Origin of the sequence: Gluconobacter sp. OJB (assembly GCF_039638275.1) — a bacterium.
Lineage (GTDB): Bacteria > Pseudomonadota > Alphaproteobacteria > Acetobacterales > Acetobacteraceae > Gluconobacter > Gluconobacter cerevisiae.
In genome coordinates, this window is record NZ_JBDIWH010000003.1 from 59,836 (window position 1) to 82,543 (window position 22,708).

24 protein-coding genes are annotated in these 22,708 nt (G+C 61.7%); 20 read left to right on the forward strand and 4 right to left on the reverse strand.

Annotation, left to right across the window (positions count from 1 at the left end; translation table 11 throughout):
* Nucleotides 1-29 precede the first annotated feature (29 nt).
* The 9 genes from ABDK74_RS14360 (at nt 30) to ABDK74_RS14400 (ending at nt 10,518) form a co-directional block, all read left to right on the forward strand.
* Nucleotides 30-5,174, forward strand: a complete 5,145-nt coding sequence (locus tag ABDK74_RS14360) for a DEAD/DEAH box helicase family protein (protein ID WP_346004385.1) — start codon at nt 30-32, stop codon at nt 5,172-5,174.
* Nucleotides 5,175-5,367: 193 nt separating this feature from the next.
* Nucleotides 5,368-7,230: a ParB/RepB/Spo0J family partition protein gene (locus tag ABDK74_RS14365; RefSeq protein ID WP_346004386.1), complete on the forward strand. Its 1,863-nt coding sequence runs from the start codon at nt 5,368-5,370 to the stop codon at nt 7,228-7,230.
* Nucleotides 7,231-7,418: 188 nt separating this feature from the next.
* On the forward strand, nt 7,419-8,099 hold the full coding sequence (locus tag ABDK74_RS14370; protein ID WP_346004387.1) for an LPD29 domain-containing protein: 681 nt from the start codon (nt 7,419-7,421) through the stop codon (nt 8,097-8,099).
* A gap of 72 nt (nt 8,100-8,171) precedes the next feature.
* Nucleotides 8,172-8,579 (forward strand): hypothetical protein, encoded by a 408-nt coding sequence (locus ABDK74_RS14375; RefSeq protein ID WP_015074906.1) that lies wholly within the window; start codon nt 8,172-8,174, stop codon nt 8,577-8,579.
* Between the two features lie 196 nt (nt 8,580-8,775).
* Entirely contained in the window at nt 8,776-8,904 is a 129-nt protein-coding gene (locus ABDK74_RS14380) for a hypothetical protein (protein WP_255308586.1), read from the forward strand.
* 54 nt (nt 8,905-8,958) lie between these two features.
* A complete protein-coding gene (locus tag ABDK74_RS14385) occupies nt 8,959-9,309 on the forward strand; it encodes a hypothetical protein (protein WP_346004388.1) in 351 nt (116 codons plus the stop codon).
* Complete coding sequence (locus tag ABDK74_RS14390) at nt 9,306-9,827, forward strand: hypothetical protein (protein WP_346004389.1); 522 nt, start codon at nt 9,306-9,308, stop codon at nt 9,825-9,827. Before ABDK74_RS14385 ends, ABDK74_RS14390 begins: the two co-directional genes overlap by 4 nt.
* A gap of 26 nt (nt 9,828-9,853) precedes the next feature.
* Nucleotides 9,854-10,204, forward strand: coding sequence for a single-stranded DNA-binding protein (gene ssb, locus ABDK74_RS14395; RefSeq protein WP_172493778.1), 351 nt, complete (start codon nt 9,854-9,856; stop codon nt 10,202-10,204).
* 92 nt (nt 10,205-10,296) lie between these two features.
* A complete protein-coding gene (locus ABDK74_RS14400; protein WP_061500341.1) occupies nt 10,297-10,518 on the forward strand; it encodes a hypothetical protein in 222 nt (73 codons plus the stop codon).
* A gap of 218 nt (nt 10,519-10,736) precedes the next feature.
* On the opposite strand, the gene ABDK74_RS14405 is transcribed toward ABDK74_RS14400, so the two are convergent.
* Nucleotides 10,737-11,015 (reverse strand): DNA-binding transcriptional regulator, encoded by a 279-nt coding sequence (locus ABDK74_RS14405; RefSeq protein WP_010505506.1) that lies wholly within the window; start codon nt 11,013-11,015, stop codon nt 10,737-10,739.
* The gene (locus ABDK74_RS14410; RefSeq protein ID WP_346004390.1) at nt 10,984-11,343 is read right to left on the reverse strand and encodes a BrnT family toxin; all 360 of its coding nucleotides are present in this window, start codon (nt 11,341-11,343) and stop codon (nt 10,984-10,986) included. The genes ABDK74_RS14405 and ABDK74_RS14410 overlap by 32 nt, the downstream gene beginning before the upstream one ends.
* 610 nt (nt 11,344-11,953) lie before the next feature.
* On the opposite strand from ABDK74_RS14410, the gene ABDK74_RS14415 reads away from it, so the two are divergent.
* The 7 genes from ABDK74_RS14415 to ABDK74_RS14445 all read left to right on the forward strand — a co-directional run bounded on the left by ABDK74_RS14415 (nt 11,954) and on the right by ABDK74_RS14445 (nt 17,704).
* Nucleotides 11,954-12,934, forward strand: coding sequence for a DUF3991 and TOPRIM domain-containing protein (locus ABDK74_RS14415; RefSeq protein ID WP_346004391.1), 981 nt, complete (start codon nt 11,954-11,956; stop codon nt 12,932-12,934).
* On the forward strand, nt 12,931-13,602 hold the full coding sequence (locus ABDK74_RS14420; protein ID WP_061500337.1) for a hypothetical protein: 672 nt from the start codon (nt 12,931-12,933) through the stop codon (nt 13,600-13,602). Before ABDK74_RS14415 ends, ABDK74_RS14420 begins: the two co-directional genes overlap by 4 nt.
* The gene (locus ABDK74_RS14425) at nt 13,599-15,647 is read left to right on the forward strand and encodes a UvrD-helicase domain-containing protein (protein WP_346004392.1); all 2,049 of its coding nucleotides are present in this window, start codon (nt 13,599-13,601) and stop codon (nt 15,645-15,647) included. The genes ABDK74_RS14420 and ABDK74_RS14425 overlap by 4 nt, the downstream gene beginning before the upstream one ends.
* 282 nt (nt 15,648-15,929) lie before the next feature.
* Nucleotides 15,930-16,421, forward strand: a complete 492-nt coding sequence (locus ABDK74_RS14430; RefSeq protein ID WP_346004393.1) for a MucR family transcriptional regulator — start codon at nt 15,930-15,932, stop codon at nt 16,419-16,421.
* An 86-nt stretch (nt 16,422-16,507) separates the two neighbouring features.
* Nucleotides 16,508-16,879, forward strand: coding sequence for a hypothetical protein (locus tag ABDK74_RS14435; protein ID WP_061500330.1), 372 nt, complete (start codon nt 16,508-16,510; stop codon nt 16,877-16,879).
* Nucleotides 16,879-17,271 (forward strand): hypothetical protein, encoded by a 393-nt coding sequence (locus tag ABDK74_RS14440; RefSeq protein WP_062501815.1) that lies wholly within the window; start codon nt 16,879-16,881, stop codon nt 17,269-17,271. Before ABDK74_RS14435 ends, ABDK74_RS14440 begins: the two co-directional genes overlap by 1 nt.
* Before the next feature lie 67 nt (nt 17,272-17,338).
* A complete protein-coding gene (locus ABDK74_RS14445; protein ID WP_194260269.1) occupies nt 17,339-17,704 on the forward strand; it encodes a hypothetical protein in 366 nt (121 codons plus the stop codon).
* Nucleotides 17,705-17,715: 11 nt separating this feature from the next.
* Here ABDK74_RS14445 and ABDK74_RS14450 read toward each other — a convergent pair whose 3' ends face one another.
* Complete coding sequence (locus tag ABDK74_RS14450) at nt 17,716-18,309, reverse strand: nuclease-related domain-containing protein (protein ID WP_346004394.1); 594 nt, start codon at nt 18,307-18,309, stop codon at nt 17,716-17,718.
* Nucleotides 18,310-18,530: 221 nt separating this feature from the next.
* The gene (locus tag ABDK74_RS14455) at nt 18,531-18,884 is read right to left on the reverse strand and encodes a hypothetical protein (RefSeq protein WP_194255956.1); all 354 of its coding nucleotides are present in this window, start codon (nt 18,882-18,884) and stop codon (nt 18,531-18,533) included.
* A 247-nt stretch (nt 18,885-19,131) separates the two neighbouring features.
* Between ABDK74_RS14455 and ABDK74_RS14460 the strand changes: the two genes are divergently transcribed.
* The 4 genes from ABDK74_RS14460 (at nt 19,132) to tnpC (ending at nt 22,648) form a co-directional block, all read left to right on the forward strand.
* On the forward strand, nt 19,132-19,956 hold the full coding sequence (locus ABDK74_RS14460; RefSeq protein WP_346004395.1) for a hypothetical protein: 825 nt from the start codon (nt 19,132-19,134) through the stop codon (nt 19,954-19,956).
* Nucleotides 19,957-20,050: 94 nt separating this feature from the next.
* Nucleotides 20,051-20,710 carry an IS66 family insertion sequence element accessory protein TnpA gene (gene tnpA / locus ABDK74_RS14465; protein WP_346004396.1) on the forward strand — a complete coding sequence of 220 codons (660 nt, stop codon included), beginning with the start codon at nt 20,051-20,053 and terminating at the stop codon, nt 20,708-20,710.
* A complete protein-coding gene (tnpB, locus tag ABDK74_RS14470; protein ID WP_346004397.1) occupies nt 20,707-21,069 on the forward strand; it encodes an IS66 family insertion sequence element accessory protein TnpB in 363 nt (120 codons plus the stop codon). Before tnpA ends, tnpB begins: the two co-directional genes overlap by 4 nt.
* A gap of 52 nt (nt 21,070-21,121) precedes the next feature.
* Nucleotides 21,122-22,648 (forward strand): IS66 family transposase, encoded by a 1,527-nt coding sequence (gene tnpC / locus ABDK74_RS14475; protein WP_346004398.1) that lies wholly within the window; start codon nt 21,122-21,124, stop codon nt 22,646-22,648.
* Nucleotides 22,649-22,708: the final 60 nt, after the last annotated feature.

Genomic DNA, 22,708 nt, shown 5'->3' on the forward strand with positions numbered 1-22,708 from the left:
GGGCGCTGCCGCTTGTCCGGAGTTTTTCCATGTCCACGTCTCAACTGAGCTTCTTCGATACCTCAGCACTCGGCGGCAGCCAGTCCAATCTGTACTGGGGCGAGCTTCCGGGAGACCGCGCCCTTGAGGAAGCCGCCGCTGCGGCCCGACAGGCGACACAGGCCCCGGCCCCGGCCCCGATCCCCGCTGTCCTGCCGAAGGTGGACTTCGCCCTGACCGGAACGCGTGGCCTCGCCCAGGGCTGGAAAGAGCGTGCCCGTGACAATCTTGCGGCGATCCGCCTTCTGGCCACGCTTGAAGCAGAAGACCGCAACGCCAGCCCCGACGAGCAGGCTGTCCTCGCCCGCTTCACCGGGTTCGGGGCAGGGGAGCTGGCCAACAGCCTGTTCCCGCGTGCTGGTGAAACCTTCCGGTCAGGCTGGGAAGAGATTGGCAGCCAGCTTGAGGAACTGACTAGCCAGCAGGAGCGGGCGGGTCTGGCACGGGCCACGCAGTACGCCCATTACACGCCCGAGCTGATCGTTCATGCGATGTGGGATCTGGCCGCACAGATGGGCTTCCGGGGCGGACGCGCCTTGGAGCCGGGCTGTGGCACAGGGCTTTTCATGGCGAGCGTGCCCCCGAAGCTGGCCCCGAAAACCGCCTGGACCGCGATCGAGAACGATCCGCTGACGGCCCGCATCACGCGCAAGCTGTTTCCGAACCAGTGGGTCCGGTCGGAAGACTTCACGACGGCCAAGCTGGCGGAACGCTACGATCTGGTGATCGGCAACCCGCCATTCAGCAACCGCACGGTTCGGGGCACGGACGAGCTGGGCCGCCTCGGCCTGTCGCTGCACGATTATTTCATCGCCCGCTCCCTCTCCCGTCTGCGTCCCGGAGCCGTGGCGATGTTCGTGACGTCGCGGTGGACGATGGACAAGTCCGATGCCGGCGCACGGCGCACTATCTTCGAGACAGCCGATTTCGTGGGTGGCGCACGCCTGCCAGCCGGAGCCATGCGTGACGATGCCGGAACCGACGTCGTGGTGGACGTGCTCGTGTTCCGCCGTCGCGCACCGGGAGAGGACGCGGGCGATGCGACATGGCTGGACGTAGCGGCGCTGGAGGACACCGATCAGGGCGAAGGCCCGCTGCGGATCAACCGCTACTTCGCGGAAAACGGCCAGCAGGTTCTCGGCCGGCACGACTGGACGAGCGGTCAGTTCGGACCCGAATACACCTGCAAGGCCAATCCGCTCCAGATGCTGGACGAGGCCCTGCCACGGGCCCTTGGCCGTCTCTTTTCTCTGGCCCGCTTCCCCGTCCCGCAGACGCTCGATATGGCTCCGGTGCAGGAGAACCACGCCGCCGAGGTCGGAACGGCCGCAGACGGTGCCCTGCTGAAAGAGGGGAGCTACCTGCTGCATAAAGGCGTGCTGCACCAGATCATCGACGGCGAAACCGTGCTGGTGAAGGTGAAGAAAGGCGAGCAGAAGGAAGGGATCTTCCAGAAGCACGCAGCGATCATCAAGGGCCTGATTCCTGTCAGGGATGCGGCCCGGCTCGTGCTTCGGGCACAGGTGGAAAACCTGCCCTACAGCGCCCATCAGGCCGATCTTAAACGCGCGTATCAGGCCTTTGCCCGTCAGTTCGGGCCGATCAACCTCACCAACACCACAACGCGGGTGGATGAAGAGACGGGTGAGGAGAAGTCCACACAGCGGCGCCCGAACCTTCAGCCCTTCTACGACGATCCGGATGTGTGGCTGGTCAGCTCGATCGAGGAGTATGACGAGAAGAGCCAGACCGGCCGTCCGGGTCCGATCTTCAGCGAGCGCGTGATTCAGGCGCCGTCCGAGCCCGAGGTTCACGGCGCTCATGATGCGCTGGCGGTCTCCCTGCATGAGACAGGCGGCGTGGACGTCGAGCGCATGGCGGAGCTTCTGGGCCGCCCGGGTGAGGAGGTGCTCGCCGAACTCGGATCCTCGGTCTATCTCGACCCGATCCGCAGCACAGGTGGCCGTGAGGTCTGGGTGACGGCAGACGAAGCCCTGTCAGGCGCGGTTCGCACCAAGCTGGCGCAGGCCCGGGAGGCGGCCGAGCGCGACCGACGCTATCAGCGCAATGTCGCCGCCCTTGAAGAGGTCCAGCCCGAAGACCTGCGCCCGTCCGACATCACCGCCCGTCTGGGAGCCCCGTGGATCCCGGTGCCGGATGTCGAGGCTTTCGTCGCAGAGGTCATGGGCGTTCGCACGACCATTCACCACACGATGGAGGTAGCGACCTGGAGCGTGGACAAGAGCGGGTTTTCCGGCAAGGCGGAGGCCACCTCGGTCTGGGGAACACAGCGCCGCCATGCCGGGGATCTGCTGGACGATGCGCTCAATCAGGCCAGCCCGAAAATCTGGGACACCTGGCGCGATGAGAACGGCGAACACCGTGAGCTGAATACGAAGGAGACCGAGGCCGCCAAGGAAAAGCTGGCCGCGATCAAGACCGCGTTTGAGACGTGGGTGTGGCAGGACACTGACCGCGCCGAGCGTCTGGTGCGGCTGTATAACGATGCGTTCAACAACCTTGTCCCGCGCACGTTCGACGGCTCCCACCTGAAACTGCCGGGAGCGAGCACGGCCATCAGCCTGCGCGACCATCAGAAGCGGGTGATCTGGCGGATCATCGCCAAGGGCAGCACCTACATGGCCCATGCGGTGGGGTCCGGGAAGACGTTCTCGATGTGCGCGGCCGTGATGGAGCAAAAGCGCCTCGGCCTGATTTCCAAGGGCATGATCGTGGTGCCGGGCCACTGCCTTGCGCAGATGGCGCGTGAGTTCATGATGCTCTACCCGAACGCCCAGATCCTTGTGGCGGACGAGACGAACTTCGTGAAGGACAAGCGCCAGCGCTTCCTGGCCCGGGCGGCCACGGGGAACTGGGACGCCATTGTCATCACGCATGACGCCTTCAAGTTCGTGCCGGTCGAGAGCGCGTTCGAGCAGGAGATGGTCGAGGACCAGATTGCCTCCTACGAAAGCCTTCTGGAGAATGTGAGCCGCGATGACCGTCTGTCGCGCAAGCGCATCGAGCGCCTGAAGGAAGGGATGGAAGCCAAGCTGAAAGCCCTGTCCAGCCGCAAGGACGATCTGGTGCATCTCGGCGAGATCGGGGTGGACCAGATCCTCGTGGATGAGGCGCAGCAGTTCCGCAAACTGTCTTTCGGGACCAACCAGTCCGACCTGAAGGGGATCGACCCGAACGGCAGCCAGCGCGCCTGGGATCTGTTCGTCAAAACGCGCTACCTCGCCAAGCGTAATCCCGAGCGCGTTCTGGTCATGGCGTCAGGCTCGCCGATTACCAACACCCTGGGCGAGATGTTCTCGATCCAGCGTTTCATGGACCTGCCAGCCCTTGTCGAGCGTGGCCTGCACGAGTTCGACGCCTGGGCTGCAAGTTTTGGCGAGACCCGCACGGAACTGGAGCTTCAGCCGAGCGGGCTTTACAAGCCGGTCACGCGGTTCTCCGAGTTCGTGAACGTCGCCGATCTGATGGCGATGTATCGCGACTTTGCCGACGTGGTGCAGCAGGACGATCTGCGACGCTACGTGAACCTGCCCGAGATTGCGGGCGGCAGACGTGAGATTGTCGTGGCCGATAGCGGGGACGCCTTCCGCGAGTATCAGAAGACGCTTGCCGAGCGGATCAAGACGATTGAAGAGCGCACGGGCAAGCCCCAGAAGGGTGACGACATTCTGCTGTCCGTCATCACTGACGCCCGGCACGCTGCCATCGACCTGCGTTTCGTGAGGAACTGGGCGGATAATGACAACAGCAACAAGCTGAACGTCATGATCCGCAAGGTCTTCCAGATCTGGCAGGACACGTCCGCCAATCGCTACACCGACCCTGAGACGGGACGGGAGTACGAGCTGCCGGGTGCCACGCAGATGATCTTCTCGGATCTGGGCACGGAATCCGCCCTGGAGACACGCGGTTTCTCGGCCTATCGCTGGATCCGCGACGAGCTGATCCGCATGGGCGTGCCGCGCGACGAGATCGCGTTCATGCAGCACTACAAGAAGAGCACCGCCAAGCAGGCGCTCTTCCGCGACATGAACTCCGGGCGCAAGCGGATCCTGATCGGGTCTTCCGCGACCATGGGGACTGGGGTGAATGCGCAGCAGCGGCTGATTGCCCTGCATCACCTCGATGTGCCCTGGCTGGTCTCGGACATCATCCAGCGTGAAGGCCGCATCGAGCGGCAGGGCAACCAGAACCCGGTGATCCAGCTCTACGCCTACGCCCTGAAGGGCTCGGTGGATGCGACCAACTGGCAGATGCTGGAGCGCAAGCAGAAGTTCATCTGCCTTGCCATGTCCGGAGACCGGACAATCCGCCGTCTGGAAGATGTGGGGGCGGACGCCAACCAGTTCGCGATGGCGAAGGCGCTTGCGTCAGGAGATGAACGCCTGATGCAGAAGGCGGGACTGGAGGCCGAACTGGCGCGTCTGGAACGGTTGCAGGCCGCGCATCACGACGATCAGTATAACGTCCGTCGCGCCATCGACCGCGCCGAGCGTGACCGTGAGACGGCGCAGGCTGTGATCCCGCGTCTTCAGAACGACATCGCACGGCGTGAGCCCACACGCGGTGAAGCGTTCCGTCTGGTGCGCAAGGACCGGGAGATGACCGAGCGTGAGAAGGCCGGTCTGTGGCTTCTCTCGCAGGCCCGCATTGCGGCGAAGTCCGGGGAGAAAGGCAAGTGGACGCTCGGCACGATCGGCGGCTTCGAGATCCTGTGCGAGACCTGGCGCACCCGCTTTGACGGCGAAGAGACGTGGGACGCGACCCTCGGCCTTGTCCTAGACGGGCGGATCCTCGGCATGGACTTCGACCGCGAGACAAGCCCGGTCGGGCTGGTCAGCCGCATCGAGAACGCATTGCTGCGGTTCGAGGCGGAACTGGCGGACGCACGCCGTCAGGTGGAGGAAGCCGAGCGCAAGCTCCCCGGCTATCGCGCCCGTGTGGGTCTGGCGTTCCCGGAGGCGGCTTTGTTGCAGGAGAAGCGCGAGGCCATGGCGGCCCTTGAGGCGGATCTGGCAGCCGATACGCAACGCCGTAACGACGCGGAAGAGGCTGAAGCAGCCGAGGCAAAGGCAGCGCTGGAAGATCAGGCCGTGGCCGTAGAGGCCGCCTGATGCTGCCCTTACTGTGTCCGGAATGGACACAGTAAGGGAGAGGAAAAGCAGCAAGGAGTAGGAGGAAAGGCGGGGCTGTCACGAACCAGCCAGCCGCGCAAGGCTCAGGCCGGGCGCGCTTCGCGCGGTCTTGCGCGGCTGGCTGGCCCGTGACGCGGGAGGGACATCTGAAAAATCATAGAAAGAGCGTCCCATGGCCGAGCTTCGCCGCGTCGATCCGAAAACCCTTGTGCCCAATCCGAACAACCCGCGCTCTTCCATCGGAAGCCTTGAAGAACTGCGCAAACTCGCGCTCAACATCAGGGCGATCGGCATCCTTCATCCTCCGGCCGTCCGGGAACTGGAAGACGGACGCCTGATGATCGTGGCCGGGCACCGTCGGACAGAAGGCGCCATCTATGCGGGTGTTCCTGAAATCGACGTCTATGTCGGAGACCAGAGCGAAGACCTTGATGCCCTGGCCGCCGTCAGCGAGAACTTCGTCCGTCTGGACATGACGGAGCCGGAGCAGTGGAACAGCGTCACCCGCCTGCGCGAGCAGCTCGGCTATACAGACCCGCAGGTCTGTGCCGCCCTGATGGTCACACCGAGCTATCTCAAGCGTCTCAGCCTTCTGGCGAAGCTGCACCCGCCCATTCTGGATGCCATCGCCCTCGGCCGAGGTCCTGATGAGCGGCAGCGCAAGATCATCGCTCAGGCCTCTCTGGACGAGCAGCGTAGCGCATGGGCAGAAATGTTTTCCGAAAGCGTGGAAGACGACGAGGATCCGGCCGAGTATCGCGTGAAGGCCGAAGATCCGGAGGACACCGTGGCCTGGGGCGCACTTGCCCGGAATCTCAAACAGAAGGAATGGTACGCCCGCAACGCCCGGTTTGGCGACGAGCTTGCCCGCAGGCACAATATCGTCTGGATGGAGGATCTGTTTGCCGAAGCCGATACGGACAGCCGCTATACGCTCGATGCCACGGCTTACGCGGCCGCACAGCAGGACTGGCTGGACAATGAGCGGCCCGAAAACTCCATCGTCCTGACCTCGGACGAGTACGGATACGTCCGCGCGCCCGAAGGTTTCATCACCATGGGCACCTGGATGGCGACACAGGAGGGTGAGGTGATGGGTTACGGCCTCAATCCCCGAAACCTGAAGATCGTGGAAGAACGCTGCCGTCCGTCTGTTGCCTTCACACAGAGTCACGCGACCGGATCAGGAGAGCCCGAGGCCCCCAAGGAACGACCGGATGTGTCTGGGACCGGCCACAAGATGATTGGCGAGATCCGCACCGTCGCCTTACGCGAAGCCCTCGGCGAGGTGTCCGAGACAGCCGATCCGTGGGATCTGATTGCAGCCCTTCTGCTGGCGCTGGAGGCCGACAATGTGCGGGTGCATGGCGATGCCAGCGGAAACAACTGGTCAGAGCCAACCGCACGCACGCTCGCGATGGCTGACCTGTTCCCCGAGGGCAGCCTTGTCCGTGACGAGACGCTGATCCGCCGCCATGCCGTCACCGTCCTGCAAAGCATCCTGAACTGCGACGTGTCGATGCACAGCGGCAGTGGCCTGCCCGCGCAGCTCGTGGGCGTTCTGTTCGGTGCCGACCAGAAGATGCCGAGCATGGCCTTTGAGGCGTTCCTCAAATGCTACAGCAAGCCCGGCATCACCAAAGCGGTTCAGGCCGAAGGCCTTGCGCCGCAGAACACCGGCAAGGAGATGCGTGCGGTCCTTATGAACCATGTCGGGGAAGGCCACTGGCTGCCCGAAGTCGCATCGTTTGCGCAGGCGCAGGACGTCTGGACGCAAAAGCAGAAGAAAAAACAGCAGAAGATCCGCGAGCTGGAAAGCGTGGTGGACGATGAAGACCTGGAGGAGATGCCTGAAGATGATTTCGATGGAGCAGCCGATGATGAGGCCGACCTGTTGAACGGCCCTGTCGTGCCAGTGACGGAGCCGGACTCCGAAGAGAGTTTCTCTCTGCAAGCGCCCGAGCCCGAGCCGTCGGAGCACAACGAGGCCATGCAGTTCATGCGTGACCACCTCGAAATCGTTGTCGTGGCCTGAAGCAGGGAGCGGGAAAAGAAAAGGAAAGGAGGGGAGGGGCGCTGCCATCGCGCTCCGGCCGGGTCAAAAGGTGGCTCCTTACCGGCTTCGCCGCCTCCGGTGCCGGCGCACGCGCCGCTTTTGACCCGGCCGTCCCGCGCTGACGCTGGAGAAGACATCACGAAAATCCAAAGGAAAAGGATCAGACGATGTTCGTCCCCTCTCTCGTTCCCGTTCAGGTCGGCACCCGCGTTTACACGCATCTCTACAGCCGGGGAGCCGGGATCGTCATGGCTGTTTACGGCAAGGCCAGCCCGACCACCGTCCGGTCCCTGTCGCGTGGCGGGGCCATCGTGTCGGGCGGGAGCGCCTCCTACGATATCGTCTTTGCCTGTGGCTCGATCTCCCGTCGTCTGCCCGAGGCCATTCTGCGCGGTGTCCAGTGGCGGATCGAAGCCGACAAGAAACTGGCAAGCGCTGAGGAGATCGCCTTCCTCCGCACCCATGCCGAAGAGGTTGAGGCTGAGCAGGTGGCAGCCGAAGCCCGCGCGAAAGCCGAACATGCCGCCGAGGTCGCAGCACTCCGCGTCAATCCGGACTATGCCCATCTGGAGCAGGGCGACGACAGCAGCGGCACGCTGGCGGCCAAAAACATCCGCCGGATGCTGAAGAAGGCTTTCCCGAAGGTGAAGTTTTCCGTCCGCAAGAGCCACTACGGTAGTGTGATCGTACGGACGGAGGAGGATCTGGACGAGACGGCGACCGAAACCCTCCAGGCCATCACTTCGCGGTTCAAGTCCGGATATTACGACTGGCAGTCCGACTGCCACCTGACCAGCAACAGCCCCTGGCAGGACGTGTTCGGCAGCTCCGAATTTGTGAGCGACTGAGCCTCTCTTTTTCCGTTCGCCCTTCAAGGCCGCCCGTTCCGGAGCGGCCTTTTTCAGTTCCGGAGCCCTGACATGCCCGTTTTTATTGTGACGCTCAGCGAGCGCCAGCTTCTCTCCGATCGCGTCAACTTTCACGTCGAGGCCGAGACGGCCGAGGCAGCCGGTCAGCTTGTGCTGGACGCGACGGCCGACGAGCCGAACGAGAGCGGGCTGCGCCCGGTTCGCCTGCCAGACGGTCAGAAGACCGTTCTCGAACCCGGAGACGTGGACGGAAATGAAGTCTCGGTGTCCGTCCGCCCGGTCGATCAGCCGGATGCGGTGGCCACGCAGATCGGCGCGTGCTGGCATCTGGATCTCTCGGCACCTGAAGCGCGCCGCCTTCTTCCCGTCCTGACCGGTGCGGTTGTGGACGAGGACGATTCCGTAACGCGCGCGCTCTGTGCCCGCCTGGCGCGGCAGGTCGCCAATCTCGCGCAGTAGGAGACGGGAAAAGAAAAAGGGGGAAGGGGGAGAAGGAGAGGGCAGGCACCACACCGGAGCCTGTCTGGCAAAGGGTGGGTCGGCCGTGTCCTCGCTGCGCTGCGGGTCGTCCGATCCCGCTGCGTTGCAGCGCCTTTGCCAGCCAGTCTCCGCTGCGGTCGCCGGAAGAGGTCATGAAAGAAAACAGGAGAATGACATGGCCGACTTTTCCGATCTGCGTCCCCGCAACCGCACGGAATGGCTCGAACTCGCAGGGTTCGTAGCGGGCGTCGCGCTGTTCGCAGCCTTCATCGTTCTGGTGGTGGTGCTTCCCGCCTTTCTCTGACCGATCCGAGATCAGCCGCCCTGACGGGCGGCCCTGTCCTGTGTGGAGATCACCATGCCGACATACACTCTGGCTGCCATCCCTGCGGCCTCTCACGGGAGCCTCATCTCCTGTTCGTCCCCTGACCGCTACCGACAGACACGGATCAAAGCGGCTGACCTTGCGGAAATCCGGGCGGCAGTAGCCGAATACGGTGCACGCCTGCACGACGACTACCCGGAAGCCTCCTTTCTCGTGTCTGTGACACCCGAGCGTGGGAGCGATCATCCCGAGGGCTTCTGCGAGGCCCGGTGGAAGGGATCCCTCGGTACCGAGCAGTGGATCAGGATGATCCCTGAGGAGACGCCGTTCAAAGCCTACCTCGCCAAGGTCGAGGCGATGCTCGCCCGCGAGGTGCGGTCATGAACGGCCCGGAGCCAGCGTCCATCGCGTGTCCGTCGCTGCGACGGCCTCCGATCCAGCCTCAGGGCCTCACCGCGACGCAGTTCAGTGACACGGCCGAGAAAGCGAAAATCGGCAACGCGCTCCTGTCCTTCATCGCACGCGGGTTTCCGCAGAGCGCGTGGAACCGCACACTGTACAACCGCCTGAGCCAGATGTTCGGGCATATCGCCCATTACGACATCCACGGCTTTTGGGGCGCACAGTTCTCCACAACACAGGCGCGTCTGGGCTTCCTGCGTGGCATCGCCCTGTACCGCTGTTATGGCGATCCGGCCTGGACCTGGTCGGACGTCGAACGCGACATCCGCAACCGCATCATCGGCAGCGGGCTGATCGACGCTTACACGCGCGCCCTTGCCGCCGAGCAGGAGGCACGCGACCGGGCCGATCTGGTCCGTCTGGCACAGCGCTTCCGGATATCCCTGCCATCCGAACACCAGCCTCTCCCTGCCGCGCCCGTGCAGGCCGAGCTTTTCTGACACGGGCCAGAGAAAAGGACAGAGCAATGGCTCAGACCCTCAGCCTTGCCATCGTCATTGGCAACCTTGGCGCGGATCCTGAGATCCGCACAGGACAGGACGGACACCGCGTGGCCCTTTTCCGTCTGGCGACGGACAGCCACCGCACCGACACACACACCGGTCGCCGCGTCCCGCAGACGGTGTGGCACAGGATCGTCTGCCACAACGACTTTCTGACAGATCTTCTGGAGCGACGCGCCCGCAAGGGCCAGCTCGTGTTCGTACGCGGCGCTTACGAAGTCCGCCCGGGTACCGATCAGGGGCCGCCTGAACCCGAGATCGTCGTGAGCGCCCAGGACGGGGATGTGAGGATCCTCACCGACACAGGCCGCTGACGTCCTCTTTCTTCGTAACACGCACGCAAACCGGCCCTGGAGCCGGTCTTTTTATACCCGCTTCCTGAAAGAGGCGGGTCTCAGGAGGTTTTATGTTCTATTCGACGCCCGCTCCCCTCACAGTCCCTCGCAGTCAGGCGCGCGCCCTGAGTGTCCGCCTCATGGCTGAGGCCGTGCTCCTGGAAGACACGGATCAGTCCCTCATGCTGCCATCGCGGCTGACGGCCGGTTTCCGCCGCAAGGCCGCGACGCTGCGCCGCCGCTCGCAGGAGAAGCTCCTGGACAGTCTCGATCGTCCGGAAGGTGTGGCATGAGGACGGCGACGGTGGACCGCCGCGCGTACTCACGCCGTTTCTGGGAAGGAAAAACGCGGTTCTCACAGGCCGTGAGACGCACACTGGCGGACCTGGAGCGACAGAAAGGGCAGACGAAGAAGGACGAAGACGGGATGGCCGACATCGAGTCTTCGAAAAAAAGGCTATCCGGCGTTTGGGGTTGATGGGCTGAATCCCCGGCTCGTTGTGAAGGTAGCTCAGGCCACTGCCTGAGCTACCATATCGGGGTGACGTCCGATGACCCGGACGTAGGCTACAGCGAAGTCGGGGGCCATCGCCCGTGCCTGTTCCCAGTCACGTAACGTGCCGACAGGGACGCGGAAACGGCTGGCAAATTCGACCTGAGACAAACCGAGATCGTTACGGGTTTTACGGATCAACCGCGCTCTTTGCCCACGCTCCATGCCTTCGGTGGATACCGCACGGTCTTCGGAATCCGCCGGATCAGCAGGCAGAATGATATGCTTTCTCTTCACCTTTGTTGCTCCTTCTCACGGAAATGAAGCGGGGCAGATCGTCCCGCCAGACAAACACACCGGTGCACAGCTTCTCGCCCACGACGCCAACCACTTTGTAGCGATCCTCCTCATCCTCGATGCGGATGGTGGGCAAGATCAGGTGATTATCGTCCTCGAAAATACGGTCGCCAAAGGCCAGAGACAGCTTGTGCTTTTTTTGGTTGGCGAGGTCTTTTGCGGGGTCAAACCTGTTATCCATGAGACGACAATACGGGATACCCGTAGTTATTGCAAAGAGAAAAATACGGGTATCCCGTAACTTTTGGCCATTTCGACAGGTCGCCATCAACTTCATATGCCGGATAGACAAAAAAAGCTGAGGCCGAGGGCTTCAGTCGCAGATGGCACGGGCAGACTGATGACACTTCTTGAAGGATCCGTTCATGCCGAACCATCAGACGTTGCCGCTTCAACCACCCCTTGCGGGGTGGCACGGAGCTGTGTTCCGACCTCGCCGTCATGCGATCAGTGTGACAGTCACGGTCCGAGGGTCTCAAGACAACCCTTCGGGCTCCAGACCGCGTCTTTCGTCAAAAGAGGGCCGCGTTCATCGCAGGACGTTGTCCCGCGCTGCCCGCAACCCGCTTTTGCCGATCCGCAGTCTTCCGGTCCTGACACCCTCGGCCCGCAACTGTCGTGTTCCTGGCAGGACGGGACGAGAAAAACGTCTCCACACAGCTCCTTTCAGCGGCAACACCGGGGGCTGCGCTGCCCCCGAAACCCCCGCAGGACGAACAAGAAAAACTGGTTTTTGGCGCGCTGGACGCAAGAACTATTTTATTCAATCAAGTAAATATATTCCGCGTTATTCCGTTGTATTTGTTGGATATTATCGCGGGGATTTACTATACTTTCCAAAGATCGAAAGTAACGGACGCTCGGGAGGATTTTCCGTCATGGCTTACCAGAACTCGCCTCAGCAGATGAACGACGAACTCCAGAAGTTTCGTGACGAGATCAGTTGCATCGTTGTTCTGGAACAGGCCGGTTACAGGTTCGCCCGGTCCGAAAGTTCCGCCCGTCACATGCGCTTTCGTCGCCAGAAGGGCGAGAGCATCATCGTGACCCACGGCGGCAAGGGCTGGTGGGATCCGCACAATTCCTCTTCGATCGTCAAAGGCTCGGTCATCGACCTGGTCCGGTTCCTCAATCCGGGAATGTCCCTTGGCAACGCACGCGTTGAACTCCGTGGAATGCTGGGCCTGACGCCGAGCGGGGCCGAGTATGTGGCGGAACCGAAGGAGCGCAAGCCCGCGCGTGATCCGAAATATATGTGGAAGAACCGTCAGGCTCCCCATCCGGGGTCGGCCGCCTGGATCTATCTGACCCGCGACCGGGCGTTGCCGGAAAGCATCCTGCGTCTGGCCATCGAGCAGGGTCTCCTGCGTGAAGGTATGAAGGGCACGGCCTGGTTCGCCCATAGCAACAATGCCGGTGAGCTGACCGGCATGGAAATGCGCGGGCCGGACTATCGCGGCTTCTCCTCGGGCGGCGGTGGCAAGATGCTCTTTCGGATGAGGACTGGCGAAAAAGGGGAAACGCCCGTTCGTCTGGTCATCGGTGAGTCTGCCATCGACGTGCTGTCCTATGCGGCCATGGACCCGTTCAATTTCGAACCCAGCCTGTATGTCTCAACAGGTGGCGGCATGAGCCCCGAGGCCCTGGAGGAGTTTCGTGTTCTTCTCGGCACCATTGAGGCTGGCGGCCGTGTCATGATTGCCGTGGACTGCGATGCCCAGGGTGATCGTTACGAAGAAATCTATGCGCCCATGATCCGTGAGGCCGGGCTGAAACCCCTGCGCTACTCGCCCAGTGCCAGAGACAAGGACTGGAACGCGGTCCTGCAGCGCCGCGCCCGTCAGGACGTGGCCGCATGAAACAGAGTAAATCCCGTCTGAGCTGGCAGGCCGTCACGCTGATCCTGTGGCGGCAGGACACAGAGGCCATCAAAGTCTGGAAGCGTGCCGGGGTGGGATCCTCTGCTCCTGAGGTCTTCTGCGAGGCGCAGACGCCCGAGGGGCTGGTGCAGGGCGTCGTGATCGGCGGTGATCGCCTGAATGATGCCTGGGACCGCGACGGCGAGCTGATCGTCTTCACCCGCAAGTCCACGATCGTCCGTCTGAACGGACCTGAACTCCCAACGCTCACTTTGTCAGCCTGCCCCAAGGCTTTTGAGGACGTCATGATGTATAACGACACACGATCAACGGCCTGCCAGCATATCGACCAGATGGTTCTCAAGAGCGGCCTGACCTTCAACATGCTGGGCCACGAAAAGGCCTCTGCGATCTGGATGGATCATGCGCGCCGCCTCGGCTGTACGGATCCTGAAGCGCCGGAGATGCCGGTCCCGCATCAGCTTGTGTGGCTGGGCAGCGGCCTGAACCGCGCACTGGCCCTGGTGATTGCCGGACGGTGGGACGGCCCTCATGAGGGCTTCAATCTCTATCATCCGCTGACCCTCTTTACCGACAGCAGCAATGTCGTGGCCGTTGAGGATCCGGTGGCGTCTGAAGTCTATCCGGTTGAGCAGGTGCCCGCATGAGCGCCTATCCCCAAACCCTCGCACCCGTACTGGATCCGCTGACCCCGGTGCAGCGTGAGGCCGCCATGGCGCTTGGCCGCGTGCTGGTCCTGGCCGGGGCTGGAACGGGAAAAACGAAGACGCTCACGGCTGGTGTGGCGTGCCGGATCCAGATGTATGGGATGCGCCCGTCACAGATCCTGTGCGTGACCTTTACCAACAAGGCTGCTCAGGAAATGCGCGAGCGCATCACGGGCGTCTTGGGCGAGGGGCAGGCTCCGTTCTGGCTTGGCACCTTTCACGGCCTCGGCGCGCGGCAGCTCCGGGCGGAGCCTGAGGTGGCGCAGTTGCACCCTGGCTTTGACATCCGCGATGCGGACGATGCGACGGCGCTGATCCGTCGTCTCATGAAGGCCATGGACCCCGACACTGTGCCCGAACCGGACACAGGCAAGAAGTGTGACGTCCGGCAGGTCAAGACAATGGGCGAGCGGATCGGGCATCTGAAGGAGAACCTCGTCACACCTGAGGCCGCACCGGCCTGGGTGCGCGGGCTGATCGAGCGCCGCCGTGCAGCGCGTCAGATGGTCGATGTCGAAGGCTGGGAGTTTGCCGTCCGGCTCTACCAGATCTATCAGGCGACCCTGCGCGAGCAGAATGCCGCCGACTTCTCCGACCTGCTGATGTGGCCAACGCTTGCGCTGATGAACGACCGATCCTATCGTGACAGGTGGTCGCAGCGCTTCACATCCGTGATGGCCGATGAGTTTCAGGACGTGAACCGTGCACAGATGCTCTGGCTCACCTATATGTCTGAATACTCACGAGAACTCTTCGCTGTGGGCGATGATTCGCAATCAATATATTCCTGGCGTGGGGCCAAAATTGGCTTCATCCGAAACTTCGTTCGGGAGTTTGACGGGGCCAGACTTTTCAAGCTCGAAGAGAACTTCCGCTCGACGCATCATATCCTCCAGGCCGCCAACGCCATCATCGCGCGAGACCCGGGCCGGATCCCGAAGACCTTGTTTACCCAGAAGGGCGACGGTCAGAAGATCGAGGTGCTGAGCTACGATTATGCGTCAGATGAAGCTGACGCGATTGCAGCCGAGATGGGACGTCGTGCGGCAGAAGGTGTGGCCTGGCATGACATGGCGATGATCTACCGGATTAACCGTCTGTCCCGCTCTCTGGAAGAAGCGCTGCTCAAGGCGCGTATCCCCTACGAGATCATCGGCGATGTCGGCTTCTATCATCGCGCCGTGGTGAAGGACGCGCTCGCTTTCCTGATGCTGGCGGCCTGTCCGGACAGTCGCCAGTCCGATGAGGCGTTCCGGCGCGTGGCCAATGTGCCCAGGCGAGGCCTTGGCGCCAAGGCGCTTGGCCAGATCGAGCAGGAAGCGCAGGATCGCGGCCTCAGCCTGTGTGCGGCCGTCACCACGGCAACGCTTCCCGCTAAGGTGCGTGACAGCCTGCTTGCCTTCCGTGAGGCGGTCTCCCGGATCGGGCAGATCCCGGACATGCGGCTTTGCGATCGTCTCGATACGCTCCTGAAAGAGACGGGCTATTATACGATGTGGCGGGAGGCCGCATCCGAAGAGGGGGAGACGGCCTTGCAGAACCTGTCCGAGCTGGTCGGGCTGGCCGAGGGCTTTACCCGGCTTCAGGATCTTCTGGAGCACGCAGCCCTGGCCACGGCCTCACCGAATGAGCGTGGGCGCGATCGGGTGCAGCTTATGACCATGCACCGCGCCAAGGGTCTGGAGTTTCCCCACGTCTTCCTGCCAGCCTGGGAAGAGACAGTCTTTCCGGGGATGGGCGAGCGCAATTATGAGGAAGAGCGCCGTCTGGCTTATGTGTCCCTGACCCGTGCCATGCAGCAGGCCACGATCAGCAGTGTCGGCTATCGTCAGGGTGTTTCAGCGAGGCCGTCAGGCTTCATTGAGGAAATCCCAGCCGAGCATCGCGTGACGGGCTGGCTGCGCCAGCAGGGGCAATCGAAGAGAAGAGAGACAGGGGGCCGGTTCCGGCACACGGCGGCCGCTCTTGATGCCATGGGGTTTTAAGGGATGTCCGATCATCACAGTCCTGACGACAGGCCTTACATCTCTCAGCGGCCCAGGACGAAGTCTGGCTGGCTTTATGACTGCGAGGTTTGCGGGAAGGGGGCGGCTTTCGGGTTCACCGGACCGAAAGGCGATACGCACTATTGCTCCGAGCACCGTCATCTGGGACGAGGTGTTGCCCCGGCTCCTATGCCGCGAGCGACGCGACCTCAGTGACCTGTCATGTTATCTTGCGTATAGACAGACACTCTACACAGTCAAAATTTGAAAAAGGCATTTGAAATGACCACAGACGTTGAAACAGATTTCCGTCATCTAACGGCCGATATTGTCGAAAGCTACGTCAGTGCTCATGAGGTACCGGTAGAGCAGATTCCCGAGCTGATCCGGACTGTCCATACAGCCCTGGCGTCGGCCGGTCAGGCGCCGGAGCCAGAGCCAGTCGAGCTGGTCCCGGCCGTCAATCCGAAGCGGTCTGTGTTTGAGGACTACATCGTCTGTCTCGAAGACGGAAAGAAGCTGAAGCTTCTCAAACGGCATCTCATGAGCGCATACAATCTGACTCCGGATGAATATCGCGCCAAATGGGGACTGCCCTCTGACTATCCCATGACCGCGCCTGCTTACTCCCGTCACCGCACGGATCTGGCTCACAAGATCGGTCTGGGGGCTACGAAGGGCGGTCGGAGCAATCCGGCTTCCGAGCCAGAAGAACCAGAGATTCCCGTGCGTCAGATCCCACAGAAGCGTCGCGGACGCCCTGCAAGGGTCTGAATCTCTTTTAGGAAGTCGCAGAAGCGGTCTTTACCTTTGCGGGGTAAAGCGATCTTTTCAGATCCAATGAACCGTAAGGATCGGCCGTGACCCGTTATTTTTCTTCTCTTGCCCTGGCAGCCGGCCTCACGGCCGCTGCTCTTTCGCCAGCTTTTGCCCTCGATCCCGCGCTCGGGAGTATGGGGCCTGCGACACCCAACCTGTCGGGCAAAGGCCATACGGCCTCTGTCGCGACCGCATTTGAAGTCGTCCCTGACAGTCTTCAGGATCTTCTGAACAAAAATTACCTCATCCATTCCAGCGCGGGCGAGGAAGGCAACATCCTGATCCTTCAGAAGGACAATGGCCCGGCACGACCCTACACCTGGGTGCGGTGCGAGCTGATCGGTGATCACAATGGCAATACGCGTCTGACATTCAGTCAGCATGTGACGTCCACCTGCTGGAAGCTGAACTGATGTGTGATGCGATGCCTGTCTCAAAGACCGGACCTTTTCGCCCGCAGACCCAGCAGGTTGTGGATGCGCTGAACACGGCCTTTCCTGGCTTGTATGCGGGTGTCTGCAAGGCCTCCGATCTGCCGTCCGAGGCCGAGGAGGAGCACGACGACGATCTTGAGGATGACGGACTGCTCAGCGATTTCGTATTTCTATCGGATGGCTGGGCCGTCAGGGTCGATTACGATCCTGAAGATCCGGATCTCTGCCTGGGCCTGTCGGCTGGCAGCACGGAGGCACCGGCTGAAGGTCTGGAAGTCGATCTTGATGACGGTGAGGAAATTCCGGATGGCGTCCTGAAAGACGTCACGGACTTTATTGACGAGCAACGCCAGGCGTCGGCAAAACACTGACCTGTCTCGATAAGGGAGGCCCCTCTGTGGCTTTCCTTATCCATCTCAGCAAGGAAGGACTGGCCGCGTGACTGGTGAACCGATCTATCCCGCCCCCTGCACATATGAGAGCCTGACCGAGCAGCAGAAAGAGGCTGTTGGTCAGTTCATGTCAGAGCGTTTGAAGCAGAAAACCCGAGGTATTCTCCCGGGAACGCTGCATACGGTGGCCGAAAAAGGGCGGATTCATGCTTTCGTCTCCTGGGACGAGCATCATGTTTATGAAGTCAGCCCGATCACCAGCCTTCGCCTGGTGCTCGATCCTGATGGGCGCCCTTTGGGCTGCCCGAAAGACGGGCTTCTCTATCTCTCCGACGTTAGCGGGGAGGTGGTTGTCCAGATCCTTCCGACAACCCGGTATACAGCGGCCGCCATCGGTATTGCCGTGGAATAAGACGCTATCGCCTATCTCTTTGTGTGATGGGCGACGCGCACGATCCTCTGCCACAAGCCCATCATCAGTCCTGACGCCTCTCCGCAGTTGTGTCGCAGTTCGTCGGCGAGGGCGTTCGGGGTTCTGACACAGGCCTGAAGGGCCGGGCTGACGCTAGCGCGCCCTGTCAGGACCACGCGATTCAGGATCTCCACATCCAGACAGGCCTGTGACGTCACAGCGCGGACGGCTGCGCAATGGCCCGCATTCTGGCGCAGAGGGCTGTAGATCAGCCGGCCCTCTTCTTCTTTGCCTAAACGTTGGCGCCAGTATTCGTCATTTGGATGCCCGCTCAGATGGCCCGCATAGTGCTTGGTCTCGATGACCATGAGGGCACGGGGCAATAGGACGAGATGGTCGATCTGGGTTGTGCCTTCCCCCGAGGCTTTAGGTAGATGAACGTCGTGGAGACTGGGCTGTCCGAGTTCGTTCAGGAGGGTTCGGATCCTGTCTTCGCCTTTCGCGCCTTTGAGTTCTGCCTGAAGGCTCTTCCAGGCCGCGTGCGCGTCGTCGCTCCGCTCAACGCGCGAAGGCCCACCCCGGGGCCTCAGCCTCAGGCGAACCACTGCTGGTATTCCCGTTTGTGAGAATAAATCGTCATCCTGTTCTTCCCTGTATCTGTACTGAGGGTAAGACTAGGCGTTCGGCCTGCGACTTATACGCTGAGGGACAGTGCTCTTACGGACCGGTACCCAGAAACTCATCCAGCAGCGCCAAAGCAGAAAAAGAAGACAAAAAAAGCCGGGGCAAAGCCCGGCCTTTCTGATCCCATACGGGAGAGTGGCGTTTACTGCGGCTGACCGCTCGGCGCTTCGGCAGCAGTCCCATTCATCTGACCCGGCTTTGTGGAATGCTCCACGTCATAGGCCGTGGCCTTCTCTTCATAGGAGCCTTTGGCTCCTGGATGATCCTTGTCATAAAGCGCCGCCTTCTGACGTGCTTCCTTCCGATATTCATGTCGGACGTACATACCGGTGATGCATCCGCCCGTGGCGCCCAGAACACCATGATGGTTGGCAACATGGCCACCTACGGCGCCTGCGGCACCGTACTTGAGGCATCCACCCGGCTCTGCCTGGGCGGATGCAAGTGTTGTTCCCAGAAGTCCGGCAGCAGCGGCAATCATCAGGGAGGTTTTCATAAAAGCATCCTGTTTCTCAATAGGCTCCGGCAAGGCCGGATCGTTGAACATCCATAGAAACAGATGACGGTTACAGGAGTTGCAGGTGGGGACAGGCAGGGAAGGGGCAAGAAAAGGAAGTCCAGTCGCCACAGGCCGTCTGGCCGCCACAATGGTTCGGCCGTACGCGGCCCGCGCCCTGGAGGGCGCGCCATTGTCCCGTCCAGCCGTCTGCGCCTCGCGGGGAAGCATCTGAAAAAAGAAAAGGATGTTTTCCGTGGCTACTGCCGTCACAACAGTCTTCACACTCACCGGCCCGCAGGATCGTCTGCGCCAGATCGCCGAAGAGCGCGCCTACCGGACCTGCGCACCGGACCAGATGGCGTGGGAGAACGACACCACACTGGTGATGACCCTCGAAAACGGCATCGGCACGTCCTTCCTCCGTCACGGAGACGGGCTTTCTGACGAGTATCCCGACGTCAGTATCCGGGGCATGGAGTATTTCGACTGCTTCGATGATCCGGGCCTTGCCAAATGGCAGGGCGGTCAGCTTGTCTATGAGGCTGATCTGATCACCGTTTTCGGAATCCTGTTTCCGACCGACGCCTCAAAAGACTGGCCGGGCTGTAGCGCCAGCTTCTGGCACAGGTCTCCGCCTCTCACGGCAGCCATAGCCGAGAACTGCCCGGACTTTGACCTGATGCCGTTGCGGCAACTGGGTGGGCCAGCGCCCGGATGGGTTCAGACCTCGGATGGCTTCGCCACCCTGTTCCTCCGACCGCCCTCAACACCCGCCGCGCAGGATGGCCTCGGCGTGATCTTCTATCCGGGGATCGGCAGGAGTACCATGCTGACAGGTATCGACCGTTTCGGCGGCGTGGCCCGGTTCCGGCGTCAGGCCTATGGACAGATCAGCGCACAGTGTCCTGAACTGCGTGCTGTCCTGCGGGACTGCTGGAAGGCTGACGAGAAGAAAAGGCGCAAGGCCCGTCAGGAGCAGAAGGTGCTGAGGAGGAGATGGAAGAAGGCAGAGCAGGAGAGAGGGGATAATGTGTTTTCTTTCTTCGATACTGACTCGTGGGTGATGTGAAGGGCAGAAGAAAAGTAAGCGTCCGGAGATGACACGCTGCGATCCTGCGTGAGGTGTGCCCTTATCATGTCTTCACTACGGGTATTGGAGTGTCATGATGAATCGGGAAGAGGTTTGGCGAGACCGGCTTGTCCTGTTTGCTGAGAGCGGGCTGACGCAGACTGCTTTCTGCAGCCGCCATGGTCTCAGCGCCAAAGCTCTTCGGCTCTGGGCGCGCCGGCTTGGTTTCGTCTGGCCGCCACCGATCAAGGCGTCGATTCCGGACGGGACATCAGGAGAACGGGCTAAGGAATTCTCTGGCTCGTCCAGGGCGGATCTTGCCGTCCCCGTCGGGGATCTGAAAAGTCTTCTGGCCGTCCGGGTGCGTAAGACATGGACGCCCGAAGAGAGTTTGGCGCTTCTGATCGATGCCCGGCAATCAGGGATGTCGCTTGATCGCTATGCCAAAATGAACGGTCTGACATCCAGTGTGCTGTATCGTTGGCAGAAGCAGTTCGCAGATCAAATTGCAGAATGTCCGGCTGATCCCCTGGCACGTCAGCCGAAATTTGCCGCAGTTAAGATCGACGACACCCCTTCCACGCCACAACAGGCGCCCCAAACACAAGCCTCCCCGCTTGTCTCCAAAGACAGGCAAAACCCCGGAGCGCCCATTGAGATCGTGCTGCGCAATGGGCGTATCCTGCGGGTTACTCCTTCGATCGACTTTGACGTGATGACCCGACTGGCGGATGCGCTCGAGGCTGCGGCATGATCACCCTGCCACCCCATGTCCGGGTTCATGTAGCCCTGGGCTATACCGATCTGCGCAAGGGGATCGACGGGTTGTCGGTGCTGGTACAGGAGACGCTGCGGGCGGATCCGTTCAGCGGGCATGTGTTTGTGTTTCGCGGCCGGAGGGCCGGACTGATCAAGCTTCTGTATCACGATGGCAATGGCATGTGTCTGTATGCCAAGCGCCTCGATCAGGGGATCTTTACATGGCCGGTCACACAGGCCAGCCCCGGAGAACCGGCGACAGTTCTGTTGACCCCAGCCCGTTTGTCGATGCTTCTGGAAGGGTTGGACTGGCGGGCACAGGCCCCCGCGCGACGCATACTGATGGCAGGGTAAAACGCGCCGATTTTTCTTGTACAAACCCGCAGAAAACTGGCATTTTATAGGTATGCGGATCGCCCTCGACAGCCTGCCGTTTGACCCGATCACCCTGCAAACCCTGGTGCGGGATCTGGCTGGCGCAGTGGATGAGGGACAGATCGAGATTGACCGCTTGCGGCAGATCATCCGGGAGTTCCAGCGCGCCCGGTTCGGTCGTCGCGCCGAAACACTCGAACCCGACCAGCTCCTGCTGACGCTGGAGGCTGATGCTGACCAACCGTCCCCTATAACGCCAATCTCCACGACACTATCGGACATCAGCAACACAACGCCGATCGTCAAACCATCGCATCGCACAGCCCTGCCAGAGCACCTGCCGCGCACGGATGTGACGATCCTGCCTGACGTGACAGCCTGCCCGTCTTGCGGCGGCTCGTTGTGCGACGCAGGCACGACCACCAGCGAAATGCTGGACTGGGTTCCGGCCTCGGTGCGGGTCGTGCGGATCAACCGGCCCAAATGCGCGTGTCGCGCCTGCGGGACGCTGCATCAGGCTCCAGCACCTGAGCGCATCGCCGAAGGGTGTCTCGCCACTCCGGGTCTAATCGCGCATGTGCTGACCAGTCGCTATTGCGATCACCTGCCGCTGTATCGCCAAAGCCAGATGTTGGCCCGTCACGGTGTCGCTCTCGCGCGTTCCACGCTGGCCGATTGGGTCAAGGCCGCCGCCTGGTGGCTGGCCCCGCTGCGCGACCAGCTGATGACCCATGTCTGTGCCGCAGAACGGGTTTTCGCAGACGACACCCCACTGCCCATCCTTGATCCGGGACGCGGACGCACCCGAACCGGACGGCTTTGGGCCTACACGCGCGATGACCGTCCTTTTGGCGGTGCGGCCCCACCCGCCGTGGTGTTTTATGCGACACCGGATCGCACGTCCGCTTGGCCCGCCGGTCATTTGAAGACCTATCGCGGCGTTCTGCAAGTCGACGGTTATGCCGGGTTTGAGCAGCTGACACAGGGCGGAACAGTCCATTTGGCGGCATGTTGGGCGCACACGCGCCGCAAGTTTTATAAGCTGCACCAGACCGGATCACCAATCGCAACCGAGGCTTTGGTGCAGATCCGGGCACTCTACGATATTGAGGCCACACTCCAGGGTTTGCCGCCCGATCAACGCAAGACCTTTCGGGAGGAACACAGTCGACCGCGTGTTGAGGCGCTGGAACTCTGGCTCCGACAAAAACTGGCTTTGCTGCCCTCTCGCGCCAGACTGGCAGAGGCAATCCGCTATGCGTTGAACCGCTGGGATGATCTCGCGCGCTTTGTCGGGGATGGGCGCATAGATCTCGACACCAATCCGGTGGAACGGGCCATTCGACCCGTCACGCTCGGCCGCAAAAATGCTCTGTTCGCGGGCAGCGAGGGCGGCGCCAACCGATGGGCCATCGTGGCGTCACTGATCGAGACAGCCAAGCTCAATGGGATCGAGCCATTTGCCTGGCTGCGCGATGTGCTGACACGCATGATCGACGGACATCCAGCCGCACGTATCAGCGAACTGCTCCCATTTCCCCAAAGCGCTAACGCCTAATTTGGGGGGGGGAAGCGGCATGTCCGGTTTAGAGTAGAAAAATCAATAAAATGGACATGC